The sequence below is a fragment of the Salinimicrobium terrae DSM 17865 genome (assembly GCF_000424665.1).
Taxonomy (GTDB): domain Bacteria; phylum Bacteroidota; class Bacteroidia; order Flavobacteriales; family Flavobacteriaceae; genus Salinimicrobium; species Salinimicrobium terrae.
This window is the reverse complement of sequence record NZ_AUKI01000020.1, coordinates 253108-266893: the sequence shown is the minus strand read 5'-3', so window position 1 is coordinate 266893 and position 13786 is coordinate 253108. Positions and strand designations below refer to the sequence as shown.

11 protein-coding genes and 1 tRNA gene are annotated in these 13786 nt (G+C 40.6%); 7 read left to right on the top strand and 5 right to left on the bottom strand.

Translation table 11 applies throughout. The annotated features are described in order from the left end of the window. Positions 1-108 precede the first annotated feature (108 nt). Entirely contained in the window at positions 109-2253 is a 2145-nt protein-coding gene (locus H148_RS0110375; RefSeq protein ID WP_029034742.1) for a glycoside hydrolase family 97 protein, read from the top strand. 147 nt (positions 2254-2400) lie between these two features. On the opposite strand, the gene H148_RS0110370 is transcribed toward H148_RS0110375, so the two are convergent. Beyond that, positions 2401-3291 carry an arsenite methyltransferase gene (locus H148_RS0110370; protein WP_029034741.1) on the bottom strand — a complete coding sequence of 297 codons (891 nt, stop codon included), beginning with the start codon at positions 3289-3291 and terminating at the stop codon, positions 2401-2403. Positions 3292-3546: 255 nt separating this feature from the next. Between H148_RS0110370 and H148_RS17680 the strand changes: the two genes are divergently transcribed. Both H148_RS17680 and H148_RS0110355 read left to right on the top strand, forming a co-directional pair. Further along, positions 3547-4527 carry an alpha/beta hydrolase gene (locus H148_RS17680; RefSeq protein ID WP_051286370.1) on the top strand — a complete coding sequence of 327 codons (981 nt, stop codon included), beginning with the start codon at positions 3547-3549 and terminating at the stop codon, positions 4525-4527. 185 nt (positions 4528-4712) lie between these two features. Beyond that, positions 4713-4907 carry a hypothetical protein gene (locus H148_RS0110355; protein WP_029034739.1) on the top strand — a complete coding sequence of 65 codons (195 nt, stop codon included), beginning with the start codon at positions 4713-4715 and terminating at the stop codon, positions 4905-4907. Between the two features lie 43 nt (positions 4908-4950). Here H148_RS0110355 and H148_RS0110350 read toward each other — a convergent pair whose 3' ends face one another. Further along, positions 4951-5175, bottom strand: a complete 225-nt coding sequence (locus H148_RS0110350; RefSeq protein ID WP_029034738.1) for a hypothetical protein — start codon at positions 5173-5175, stop codon at positions 4951-4953. A gap of 55 nt (positions 5176-5230) precedes the next feature. Then, positions 5231-5722: a DUF2306 domain-containing protein gene (locus H148_RS0110345; RefSeq protein WP_029034737.1), complete on the bottom strand. Its 492-nt coding sequence runs from the start codon at positions 5720-5722 to the stop codon at positions 5231-5233. A 324-nt stretch (positions 5723-6046) separates the two neighbouring features. Here H148_RS0110345 and H148_RS0110340 point away from each other — a divergent pair, with 324 nt between their 5' ends. Further along, positions 6047-7141, top strand: a complete 1095-nt coding sequence (locus H148_RS0110340; RefSeq protein WP_029034736.1) for a sensor histidine kinase — start codon at positions 6047-6049, stop codon at positions 7139-7141. Positions 7142-7178: 37 nt separating this feature from the next. Here the strand turns inward: H148_RS0110340 and ggt are convergent, their stop codons facing one another. Beyond that, positions 7179-8885, bottom strand: coding sequence for a gamma-glutamyltransferase (gene ggt, locus H148_RS0110335; protein WP_029034735.1), 1707 nt, complete (start codon positions 8883-8885; stop codon positions 7179-7181). Between the two features lie 248 nt (positions 8886-9133). Here ggt and H148_RS0110325 point away from each other — a divergent pair. After that, a tRNA-Pro gene (locus tag H148_RS0110325) sits at positions 9134-9207 on the top strand. A gap of 309 nt (positions 9208-9516) precedes the next feature. Here the strand turns inward: H148_RS0110325 and H148_RS17675 are convergent. Continuing rightward, positions 9517-10638, bottom strand: a complete 1122-nt coding sequence (locus H148_RS17675; protein ID WP_051286368.1) for an alpha/beta hydrolase — start codon at positions 10636-10638, stop codon at positions 9517-9519. 339 nt (positions 10639-10977) lie between these two features. On the opposite strand from H148_RS17675, the gene H148_RS0110310 reads away from it, so the two are divergent. Both H148_RS0110310 and H148_RS0110305 read left to right on the top strand, forming a co-directional pair. Next, positions 10978-12120, top strand: a complete 1143-nt coding sequence (locus H148_RS0110310; protein WP_029034734.1) for a hypothetical protein — start codon at positions 10978-10980, stop codon at positions 12118-12120. 38 nt (positions 12121-12158) lie between these two features. Beyond that, a complete protein-coding gene (locus H148_RS0110305; protein ID WP_029034733.1) occupies positions 12159-13784 on the top strand; it encodes a BCCT family transporter in 1626 nt (541 codons plus the stop codon). Positions 13785-13786: the final 2 nt, after the last annotated feature.

Sequence of the window (13786 nt, the reverse complement as noted above, 5' to 3'; positions counted from 1 at the left end):
TCCAATAACAATTGTCAAAATAGGTCCAGATATTTCCTTCTTCGGAAGAAGCCATATATTTGCCATTCATTTTATTAAATAATGCCTCTAAAGAATAAAAATTTGAAGATGAAGAATTTATTTATAACGGCTTGTCTTTGCTTAAGCTGTACCGAGCTAACTCTGGCTCAAAACGTTGCTTCTCCCAATGGAGAGGTGCAAATGGAGTTTATGCTGCTGGAAGATGGAACGCCTGCCTATAATCTTTTATATAAGGACCAAGCTGTAATCGAGACAAGCAAACTCGGCTTAGAATTAAAAAATGATGAACATTCGCTGCTCAACAATTTTGAAGTTATTGAACATAAAGAATCTGATTTTGACGAAACCTGGGAACCTGTTTGGGGAGAGGAAAGTGAGATTCGTAATCAATACAATGAACTTGCAGTAGTACTAAATCAAAAGTCTACAGATCGTCAAATGATCATTAGATTCAGGGTTTTTAATGACGGACTCGGATTCAGATATGAATTTCCACAACAGCAAAACCTGGGACATTTTATTGTGGAAGATGAAAGAACTCAGTTTGCAATGACGGGAGATCATACGGCCTTCTGGATTCCGGGAGATTATGATACGCAGGAGTACGATTATATTGAGTCAAGACTTTCAGAAATACGCGGTTTAATGGAAACATCCATTACAGAGAATCTTTCTCAAACTTCATTTTCGGATACCGGGGTGCAAACTTCACTTCTGCTAAGAACAGATGACGGTCTTTATATCAATTTACACGAGGCTGCTTTACTTGATTATTCTGCAATGCACCTTAATCTGGACGATGAGAATATGGTTTTGGAATCATGGCTAACACCGGATGTCCTGGGTAACAAAGCCTATATGATCGCGCCGGGAAAAACCCCCTGGAGAACGATTATTGTTAGCGATGATGCCAAAGATATTTTGGCCTCGAGAATGACCTACAACCTTAACGACCCTGTGGCTATTGATGACACTTCGTGGATAAAGCCGATGAAATATATTGGAGTATGGTGGGAAATGATCACAGGAAAAAGTTCGTGGCACTATACCAATGACTTTCCTGCAGTAAAACTTGGAGAAACCGATTATGAAAATGCCACACCCAATGACACTCACGGCGCAACAACAGAAAATGTAAAGCGTTATATTGACTTTGCTGCCGAGCATGGGTTCGACGGAGTCCTTGTTGAAGGCTGGAATATTGGATGGGAAGACTGGTTCGGAAATTCTAAGGATTATGTTTTTGACTTCCTGACTCCTTATCCCGATTTTGATCTTGAAGAAATAGAGGACTACGCAAAGAGCAAAGGAGTAGAAATGGTGATGCACCATGAAACTTCTTCTTCGGTAAGAAATTATGAACGCCATCTGGACACAGCTTACCAATTCATGAAAAATCACGGTTACAACTCTGTAAAGAGCGGTTACGTAGGCGATATCCTTCCCAGGGGGGAGAACCATTACAGCCAGTGGCTGGTAGATCATTATCAGTATGCTATTGAAAAAGCGGCAGACTATGAGATCATGGTTAATGCTCATGAAGCGGTGAGGCCTACAGGTGTTGCCAGAACATGGCCAAATCTTATCGCTAATGAATCAGCAAGGGGAACAGAGTATCAGGCGTTTGGAGGTTCCAAGCCGAATCACGTGACAATATTGCCATTTACGAGACTTATTGGTGGACCCATGGATTACACTCCGGGAATCTTTGAAATGGATATTTCCAAAGTCAATCCTGAAAATGATTCGTGGGTAAACAGTACGATTGCTAATCAGTTGGCCTTATACGTTACTATGTATTCTCCTCTTCAAATGGCTGCCGATCTTCCCGAGAACTATGAACGTTTTCCCGATGCTTTTCAGTTCATAAAAGATGTAGGAATAGACTGGGACAAGAGCGTATATCTGGAAGCCGAGCCTGGAGACTATATCACCATAGCCCGAAAGGAAAAAGGAACCAATGATTGGTTTTTAGGAAATGTGAACGGGCTAACACCCAGAACTTCTAAAATCAGCTTTGATTTTCTTGATGAAGACAAAACTTATATAGCTACTATTTATTCTGATGCTAAAGATGCGCACTACCGGGAGAATCCGCAAGCTTATGATATCAGAAAAGTGGTAGTAAACAATAGATCAAAACTCTCACAGCCTTCTGCTCCGGGAGGTGGATATGCTATTAGCATCATTGAAGCAGATAAATCTGAAACCCGTGGCTTGAAGAAGTTATAGATCTATACCTCCCAAAAATGATGGAAAGCAGGCAAATTCTTGCCTGCTTTTTTTGTGCTCGCTGCCGTGCTCAATATAATTTTTTCCCGGCTTCCGCTCGTGAAAAAATTACTCATACTGACGGCAGTAGGAACTGACGGCTTCCATTTAACAACAACCCGAATCCGGTGCGCAACATGCTCCCTCTGTTTGCAGGGCGGTCATTTTAATTTTTGGTTTTTCCTTTTTTACTCCCGGTTTCTCTGCGTAAACGGTAATGCTAAAAATTCCGGTTTCCCCTTTTTTAAATTCGGTAATTTCTACTTCTGAAAGATATTTCGACAGAATATCATCGGGAATGGTGATTGGTTTTTCTTTTTGAAGGATGAGGTTCTTAAAACCTGCATTTTTAATGTACTGCAAATAATCCCCTTTTTGAATGGCACCGGCTACGCAACCTGCGTACATTTCGGCGTCTTCGCGCAAAGCTACTGGTAAATCGCCCACCAGAACAATATCTGAAATGCTGAAGTGTCCCCCCGGTTTTAATACCCTGAAGATTTCCGTAATAACTTTTGGCTTATCTGGTACGAGATTGAGCACGCAGTTGCTAACTATTACATCTGCAGTGTTATCATTAACCGGCAGGTCATCAATATCTCCTTCGCGAAATTCGACGTTATTGAAACCTAACTTATCAGCATTTATACGGGCTTTTCGTATCATAGCCGGAGTAAAATCAATCCCTATAACCTTTCCTTCAGCTCCTGTTTCATGCCTGGCGACAAAGCAGTCATTCCCCGCACCAGATCCCAGATCTATCACTGTATCTCCTTTTTTGATCCCGGCGTATTGCGTAGGAAGTCCACAGCCAAGTCCAAGATCGGCATCTTCAATATACCCTTCGGTTCCGGTGTAGTCGTCCATCATGATGTTATAAACCTTATTGGAAGGAGTGGTCGCGCCACAGCAGGAGGCAGCATTCTCTGCCTTGCCCTGCTCGGCGATTTTTGAGTAGCGTTCTCTCACTGAATCTTTAAGTTCTTGCTCATTTTTCATAACAATAGTAATTTGTAGAAAAGAATATTTTATATAATCATTGTAATATTACGATAAATATATGTCATTAAGAAAAAATTGGACGGTTTTTCCTAATACATTAGTGAGTGAAGCGGTATGTATTTTTAACACAGATCTTCCTCAAAAAGTATCGTATTTCGTAAAAAAAATTCTGGTAAAAAAGGTAATTGTATTGTCATTTGTCGAAATTTGTCAAACAAACTATCTGGCAGTCAGTTTCTTAAAAAGTCAGTTATGAAATCATTTTTTACACTCAGTCTTATTTTTTCATTCTGTGCAGCCTTTTCCCAAACAGTAGTTTCAGGAAGTGCAGCTAAAAAATTTCAGCAGGACACGCTTATTACCGTGAAGGCAAACCCCGAAGCCGGATTTGCCTATGACTACTTGCTGTACATCCCGAAAGGATTACAAAAAGAGAAAAAGACCTGGTTGCTGGTGGAACCGAATAACACCGGATTTACTTCAGATTCCATTGAAGTTCATCGAAAAGCAGCCATGTTTGTGGCTACAGAAAGATCCATAGGAAATAATGTTTCTACCGAAATGAAGATTCCTTTTTTGGTGCCAATCTTTCCTCGACCCAAAGCACACGATCTGGTTTATACTCATGCCCTCGACCGTGACGCTTTGTTGGTCGAGAATGAAAATTTTGAAAATCTTGACCTGCAGTTAGTAGCCATGATTAAGGATGTAAGTTCCCGGTTGAAAGAACTAAAAATCCCTGTAGCAGAGAAGGTACTAATGAGCGGCTTTTCTGCTTCGGGTAGTTTTGTAAACCGCTTTTTATTTTTACATCCTGAAATAGTTAAGGCGGCATCGGTGGGAGGTTTAAACGGTATTCTTATGCTTCCAAAGAAGGTAATGAATGGTCACGAACTAAATTATCCTTTAGGAATTAACGATCTTCAGGAGATATCAGGCAGGGAAGTCAATCTTAAAGAGTATAGGAAAATTCCGCAGTTTCTGTTTATGGGTGCACTGGATAACAATGATGCAGTGCCTTTTGACGATGCCTATAACGATGCAGAACGCAGTGTGATTTATGCTACGGTTGGAAGACAAATGCAGCCGGAACGATGGGAAAATTGTCAGGAGATTTATAAGGAGGAGGGAGTAAATGCTGAATTTCGCACCTATGCAGAAGTGGGACACTGGTCTACCGGAGAGATTAACCTTGAGGTGATCAGGTTTTTTATGAAAAATATTCAGAAGTAATGGTAGAATAAACCTAACTGTGAATTCTTCAGGATTTTAAGTATAAAAACAAGATCTCAAAAATGCCATTTTTAGGAGCTCTTTTCAAATTTAACTTTCGGACATTTTCTTAATAAAAAGTTAATACCTACTTTTGGTCCGCTTCCCTACAGCATTCGTTTTTTAACTACCAAAAATCCGCTTAAATGGAAAAGGTTATAGTTGCTGTTGTCACTACTATTTTATGTTCAGTCTTTGGGACAGAAGAACAGGAACCAAAGATTACAGATTGGCAGGACGAGGAGTTAGGTTATCCCGACCGGAAGGAAATGCACAGTTGGAATACTATTAACGAGTTAAAACTTAGTGCAAGTTATGAGGTAATTCTCCGGAAAAAATAAAGTCTTTCTATAAATCTATTTTCAGAGAGGATGCAGATCTGATCTATTTGTCTTTTTTTCTTGTATATCTTAATGAAACCACTATTGCCGCAATGATTAAAATGTTGGCAACCATATTTAGACAGGGGGAAAGATTTTTGCGGGACAATAAATGCTCGTAATCCACCAGAGACAGGTTCATGATCAATAGAACTATTCCTCCGATGAGCAAAGCTATTCTGGTATTTTTAGATAAACTGTTGTTCGGACCAAGTAATTTGTCTTTCATAGATATTTAAAAATTCCAATTATAATTAAAATAAATTTACATCCTTGTTTTAATTCTAAGAACCGAATTGATCCTCCCAAACTTTTTTCTTTCTCTTAAAAAAATGACTGCCAATAAATCCAACAATTCCTGCAGACAACCCTATTAGGGCATAAAAAATTCCATACGTATTCTTAATATTCAGGATGGTAGGCAAACGTGTGAAAATTTCTGCAGCAAAAGCACAATAAAGTCCAATAACCGACCAGTACATCCAGGATAAATGTGCTACAACTGGTTTCTTATGAAGACCTAAATATAACGGGAGCATACCTAAGAACAAAGTTATAGTACTAATTAATGCAAAAATGTGTAAAATACCAAAAGTGTTATGAACACGGTATATCATAAATGCTGTACCACAAACCATGAGCATAGAAACAGCATACACTCTTCCTGTCATTTTATGCAGAAATGTTCCTTTGGTCTTTAACAAAACTAAACTTCCTGTAATTAAAGCAATTACTGCTGCAATGGTATGGATCCATCCAATAGAGTCGTGTGGCATCTCTTTAGTTTTCCACATAAATTAGGAGTGAAATAAACAAAACCCAATATTTAATATCTCATCTGTAAGAATTTACAGATGAGTTGTAAAAACTAATAGTTTAAAAAAATTAAGTTGGCTTTACTTGCTTAGATTTTTTATGTCACCTTGCGGGGGAAGTACAGTGATTAAAATGTGCTTTTAGCGGCTACAGGTTCAAAAGAAAAGGAATTATTAGATTTAACTGATCTAAAAATTTTCTTAAAACTTTGAAAGTTTTTCTGTTTTACTCTTTTTTATATTACGTTATTTACATCTTGCATTTTAATATGCAATTGTCATAATATGTCTGAAACTCCACGAGAGGATGCCCGTGAACTGCGGAAGCTCAATTTTGATCTTGAAAATTACTTTTCTAATACCATAATCCCGCAGCTGTTCGTGGATGCAGATCTCATATTGAGAATCTTTACTCCCCCGGCCATGAAGCAATTCTCACTCACTTATGATCATGTTGGGAAGAATATTACCGATGTTAAAGACAACCTGCGTTACCCACATGTTGTTGAAGATATTCAGGATGTAATTGATAACAAGAAAAAAAGCCTGGAGAAAGAAGTTCAGACTACCGACGGGCGCTGGTTTCAAATGAACATCGTACCATACATCGAATTTGAGACAGCACAAATTAATGGGGTAATTATTACATTTGTGGATATTACCAGGCGCCTGCTTGCCATTAGAAGTCTTGAAAAACTTAATTCACAGCACCAGACCCTCATGTACGCCCTGGCCCACGACATAAGGCAACCAATTTCAGCCATTACTTTAATTGCTGATGGGTTATTAATCGCACATAAGAAAAACGACACTAAACATTTTGAAAAGTGGATTAAGACACTGAAAGAATCGTCGAGAGGCCTGGAAGATCTCGTAGAAGACTTTACTTCGGGAAAATGGGAGCAGAAAGGAGAAACTTCTGGAGAACATGTACTGCACATCAAAGATTTATGTGAAGATATACTTACCGCCCTTAAACTGGAGATCCGCGAAAAAAAGATCAAAGTTACATTAGATCTTAAAGTTTCAGGCATCATCTTTCCACGCAGCAGCTTAAGAAGTGTGGTTTACAATATTGTTCACAATGCTGTTAAGTTCAGCGATCCCAAAAAATCTTCAGAAATAAAAATAGCTACAGAATCGGTTGACGGTTTTGTTGTACTCTGTGTGCGGGATAATGGTGTTGGCATCCCGGAAAAATATCAACGGCAGATCTTTAAAAAATCTTCCAGGTTATCTGAAGAGATAAGCGGCACAGGAATGGGACTTTACGTGGTGAAAAGAATGGTGGAGGACTATGAGGGCAGGATCAAACTTGAGAGCAAAGAAGGAGAAGGTACTACATTCAAAATATTTTTTAAGGCAAGGGAAAGCAATTAAGGCTCAGGTGCCAAAAATGGTAGATTTCCACCTGATTTTAAAATCCGGCAGCAGTGTCATCTCCCCGTGGATCGGCTCCACCTTCGAGTTTTCCATTGGGTAGGACCAGGATGGCATCTACTTTTCCCAGGATGGTAGATTCACCCACTGTAACTTCATAACCTTTTTTTCTCAAGGAGTCCAACGTAGCTTCTGAAAAAGAATTAGGTTCAAAGCGCACTTCATCGGGTAACCACTGGTGATGAAAACGCGGTGCGCTCACAGCCTGCTGCATTCCCATATTAAATTCCGTAACATTGAGGATCGTTTGCATCACCGAAGTTATGATGGTGGAGCCTCCCGGCGAACCTAGAACCATGAAAAGTTCTCCATTCTTTTCCACAATAGTTGGAGTCATTGAACTCAACATTCTTTTACCGGGTTCTATGGCGTTAGCTTCGGCTCCTATAAGCCCAAACATATTAGGTACTCCCGGCTTTGCACTAAAATCATCCATCTCATTGTTCAGGAAAAAACCAAGTTCCTCCACGTAGAGTTTTGACCCATAAGCACCGTTGAGAGTAGTAGTCACTGATACTGCATTACCTTCGGTATCCACAATAGAGTAGTGAGTGGTTTCCATGCTTTCATAGCCGGGAATGGTACCGTGACTAATTTCAGAAGAGGAAGTGGCGTGGTCAAAGCTAAAATTATCCATACGATTTTCAAGATATTCTTGACTTAACAGTTTTTTCACCGGAATTTCCACAAAATCTGGATCTCCCAGGTAGTAACTACGATCTGCGTAAGCTCTTCTTTCGGCTTCTGTGATCACCTGAATCCCTTTCACCGAGTTATGTCCGTATTCGTGCAGGGGATAGGGTTCGATCATTTTCATGATCTGCCCCATAACGATCCCTCCGCTGGAGGGAGGTGACATGGAGATGATCCTAAGGTCATCGTACTGGAAAGCAACTGGATCGCGCCACTGTACTTCATAGGCTGCAAGATCTTCCATTGTAATAATGCCCCCTTTTTCCTGCAGAAATTTCACCAGTTTTTCTGCAGTTTCACCGGAATAGAATTCATTCCTTCCATTGGTGGAAAGCTTCACCAAAGTTGCTGCTAAGGCGTGGTTCCTAAATGTATCTCCCGGTTCCCGTTCTTTCGCAAAAAGGACGTTCTCTCCATTGGCTTTAATAATTGAGTTTCTGTGTCGTTGCAAAGAGGCTGCCTGGTTTGGAGTTACTATAAATCCTTTTTTTGCCAGGGTAATCACAGGAGCCAGGATCCTCTCCATAGACATACTCCCAAATTTTTCATGAACGGCAAATATTCCGGCTACAGTTCCGGGAACTCCCACAGCGAGGCCTCCAGAACGGCTTTTTTTGGGATCTGCATTTCCCAGGCTGTCGAGAAACATGTCCCTATGAGCCCTAAGCGGTGCCTTTTCCCGGTAATCAAGAGCTCCGGTTTCCCCGGTGTTGAGCCGGTAGACCATGAAGCCGCCACCGCCCAGATTGCCCGCGTATGGATAGACAACAGCAAGAGCCATCTCTGTCGCGACCATTGCATCAAATGCATTACCACCCATCTTAATGATTTCCAATCCTATTTTTGAGGCTTCTTTTCTTGCCGAAACCACCATAGCGTGCTCTGCTACCAGTCCGCGTTCAGATAGAGAAGGATATATCTTGGGTTCTGCAGGGATTTTGCAGGATTGCTGAAGAACAACCAGGAGGAAAAAGATGAAATATTTCTTCATACAGGGAAAGCTTTTTTTAGGCGCAGAAGCTAAACTAAGGCAAAAAAATTACAGCTTTATAAAAAATGTCTTAAACCCTGTAGCTAGTGACAAAAACTATGAAAGAATTTTCTAAATAAGATTTTTAATAAATGACTCATTATGTGTCATTTCGGTATGATAGATTAACACAATATGAGAGAGGATGGAAAAAGCTATGGTTTCCCTTTGAAAATTAGAAATAAGCTGCTTAATTTGCACTTTCAATTCGGGATGTGGCGCAGTCCGGTAGCGTATACGTCTGGGGGGCGTAGGGTCGCAGGTTCAAATCCTGTCATCCCGACAAGTATAAAAGTGATGCGAGAGCATCACTTTTCTTGTTTAAAGCGGTGCGCAAAGTTTACTTTTGCAGCACAGTCTTTGAACAAGAAAAGCTGCAGGCGCTAGCCTGCAGAACTTTTATATTTCTAGCGCCGGATGTAATGAGGATTCTGTAAATCCTAAACCCTTTTGGTTAATTCCATTTTTTCAAGCTCTAAATCTCAAATTGGAACTAAGAATTCTAGCTGCATTCAGCATGCAAAGTTTACCTTGCGGCGTCAGAGTATAACAAGAAAAGCTGCAGGCGGCATCTCTTATGTTCAGAATCTAACTATTTCTTGAAAGTTTCCTGCAGGCGTGATGCTGCAAATAATTGTGCAGCCACAGCCTCTTCCAAAAGAGCATTCATACCAAAAAATTCATGGGTCACTCCTTCATAGACTCTACGATCTACAGGTACACCTGCTGCCTCTAAGCTTTCGGCGAGTTTCATTCCTTCATAACGTAAAGGGTCGATTTCTGCATTTATTATGGTAGTTGGTGGTAAGCCGCTAAGATCAGCACTCACTAATGAGATCCATTGATTTTCCTCTGTTTCCCAATCAGGATTATATTGCTCAAAGAACCATTTCATAAGAGGTTTATTCAGAAAAAGTGAATTCACGAACTCATCATAAGTTGGAGAATCAATATTACCATCTGCTATAGGATATACAGAAAGAATATGATTTGGCATTTCTACATTTCTTTGTTTTGCCATTAAAGCTACGGCAACGGCCAGATTACCACCTGCGCTTTCACCCGCTGTGGCTACCATATCTGGATTTCCATTAATAGTACTTACAGAATCCCGCGCCCATTCATAGGCGGCAAAGGCATCTTCATGCGCCGCCGGAAATCTGTGCTCGGGTGCCTGCCGGTAAGCTACAGAAATAACAATAGCTCCGGTTTTGGCCGCAAGAGCACTGGCTGAAGGCTCATAGGTATTAAGATCGGCTATTACCCATCCTCCCCCGTGATAATATACAATAACGGGAAACGGACCTGTTCCGGAATTAGGGGTATAGATCCTAACCAGAAGATCCTGATCTGTACCACTGGGTATTACCTTATGATTGACGGATACATCGGCAACCTCCGGAGTAATATTATTCCGCCGCAGTAGTTCCTGCAAGGCAGTATGAAAAGTGGGTTCTTCCCGCGCCTGTTCGGCAGTGAGTTTTGCATATGGGACAATTCCATAACTTTGAAATTGCTCAATAACAGCAAGCATTTGAGGATCAATACCCGGGGCCCAATCTGGTGCCGGGCCTTCAGGCTGAATTTTTTCAGCATTCGTGGCTGTCTCTACATTAGCTGCGATCTGGGCAATTCCGTTTTGGGAATAAAGAAAAACGATCATTATCAAGAGCAGAAATTTAAGCTTAAAAGTATTTGTAGCAAATTTTTTCATCGTACTGTTTTTTATAAAAATAGCTGCATTTGTCCCTTTCTTTTGGTTTATTAACAACAATTATGTCTTTAATTGTTATACTTTAAGATTCAAGGCTTTGAAAACTCATAAAACCTATGGGGCTGATAATTAGTTTATTATATATAGTTAGTGTAAAAGTAATGCAAGAGAATCCTATTTGTTTTGAAAAAATCTTAGCTGATAAGCGAATAGAAAACAACAGCTTGAGGGGAATTCTTATTGATCATTATTTTTAAAGTGTCGCTTAACATTATTTTATCACAAAATAAATGGCTTTCCAGATTCCTAAACCTAACTTGAAAACCTCAAGTAAAGTGAATGAATTTAAAAATTACACCATTAATTACAATCGGGCTCTTACTAATCATAGTAGCTATTCCTAATACTCTTAATGCACAAGAAAATCCGGAAGTGACAGTTGGCGGTGCTTTACGGTTCAACTACAATTTATCCTCATGGAAACCGGAGCAGAAGAAGAGAGGAGGGGATTTTGGATATGATATGTTCAGGATCAATGCAAATGCAGCTTATAAAGGCCTATATCTTAATGCCGAATACCGGTTCTATTCAGAAGCCTTTGGCGGTGGAATGCTAAAGCAAGGCTGGTTTGGTTATCGCTTCAGCAAAACAGATGAATTGCAATTGGGATTAACGCAGGTGCCTTTTGGAATTCAGCAGTATAACTCCAACAACTGGTTTTTCAATCTGTCTTACTATGTAGGCCTGGAGGATGATCACGATATGGGGATCAAATACATTCACCTGGGAGAGAACACGGAATATCACCTGGCTTTTTTCAAAAATGCTGAAGAAATGCGCTTTGGAAATGACACAGAGATCTCCCATAGCAGGTATTCCTATGATGTAGCAGGAAGAAATAAAGAGATCAACCAGTTCAACGGAAAATTCGTCTACAAATTTAACGGAAATGTGCTGCAACGGATTGGAATTTCCGGACAGTATGGAAGTCTTTACAATCTCGACACCGAAGAAACCGGAGACCATTATGGTCTTGCCTTGCATTATGAAGCAACCTATAACAACTGGAATCTTAAAGCTGAAGCCATGAACATCGCTCACAATCCTGAAAACTCCGTTCTGGCATCCCGGGAGGTGATTTTAATGGCGGCTTATGGTGCCCCTTATGAAGTTGCTGCAGATTTCAATATGTACACTCTTACCCTGGCCCGAAATGTTTCTGTAGACTGGGGGCCGGTATCGGCTCTTCTGTTTTATAACGATTTTGGATATATGCAAAAGGAAGAAGATGATTTTGATGATTCTGCCATGAACGTAACGGGTGTACTGATAACAGCAGGGAATATTTATACCTATATTGATTATGCTGCCGGTTTAAATCATTCCTGGCTGGGAGGGAATTACATCGATGATTTTAGCCGTGGTACTCCGGAGGCTAATTGGGAGGCCAGGTTCAATATCAATATCGGGTATTATTTTTAAAATTACCATAGTACAACCAGGAGATAAAAGACTATTTCATGACTAAAAAAATTGTAAGAAGCGACGAGAAAAAATCTATAATGGGGTTGGATGTCAATGGTCCCGTATTTTTCACCTCTTCCATAATTATTATAATAAGTATAGCGCTTACCCTCATTTTCAGAGAACAGGCAGAAACTTATTTTACCGAAATTCAGGATTTTATCGCCAACACTGTCGGCTGGTTTTTTGTGCTGTGTGTAAATATCTTCCTGATCTTTGTCATTTACCTTGCCTTCAGCAAGTACGGCGACATAAGGATAGGCGGAAAGGATGCCCGGCCCGAATTTAAAACTCTTTCATGGTTTGCCATGCTTTTTAGTGCAGGAATGGGGATAGGCTTATTATTTTGGAGTATTGCAGAGCCGGTGACCCATTTCATGAATCCTCCTCTTGCAGAGGGAGGAACCCCGCTTGCAGCCCAGGAGGCGATGAATTTCACCTTTTTACACTGGGGTTTCCACGCCTGGGGAATTTATGCACTGGTGGGGCTATCACTTGCTTATTTCACCTACTCCCACGGGCTCCCATTGACGATTCGTTCGGTTTTTTATCCTATTATGGGGGATAAAATTTACGGAAAATGGGGTGATCTTATTGATATATTTGCTGTTTTGGCAACAGTTTTTGGACTGGCCACTTCCCTTGGTCTGGGGGTTCAACAAATTGCGGCAGGACTTGCTCACGTTTTTGGCCTTAGTAGCGGAATTGTTACCCAAGTCTCCCTTATCGTGGGAATTACCCTTATTGCGACAGGGTCAGTTGTATTGGGAGTGGACAAAGGGGTGAAATTTTTGAGCGAATGGAATATGAGAATAGCAGTGCTTTTACTGGTGCTTGTAGTTCTGTTAGGGCCTACAATCTTTATATTTCAGTCTTTTGTACAAAATACAGGAAACTATTTTTATAGCTTTCTGCAGATCTCTACCTGGACCGAAAGTTATACAGGAAATGACTGGCAGAATGCCTGGACCGTATTTTACTGGGGCTGGTGGATCGCCTGGTCCCCGTTTGTTGGGATGTTTATTGCCCGCATTAGTAAAGGTCGCAGTATAAAAGAGTTTATTCTGGGAGTGCTTATAGTTCCTTCGCTCATCACCTTTTTCTGGATCACGGCCTTTGGAAGCACTTCAATTCAACAGGCTTTGGTAGGAGACATGTCTGTACTTGATGCAGTTGATGACAATGTGGCCACCGCACTTTTCGTTTTTCTTGAAGATTATCCCTTTGCGGTGGTAATGAATGTTATCGGAGTAGTTTTAATTGCAGGGTTCTTTGTTACTTCTTCCGATTCCGGTTCTCTTGTTGTAGACAGCCTTACATCTGGAGGAAAGATCGATGCTCCTGTGGGGCAAAGGATATTCTGGGCAGTTGCCGAAGGTACTGTAGCCGCGGTTTTACTCATAGGTGGAGGTTTGCAGGCATTACAAACTGCATCTATAGCCACAGGGCTGCCCTTCGCTTTTATTCTTCTGTTCATGTGTTATTCCTTATATACCGCTCTGCGGGATGAACATCAACAAACCGAAGAACGAAAAATGCAGAAAGAATGGGAAAGCTACGAAGAAAAGGTGGCAGATATAATTAAAAAACGTGGTACCGAAAAATCAAATCCTAAACTTTAACT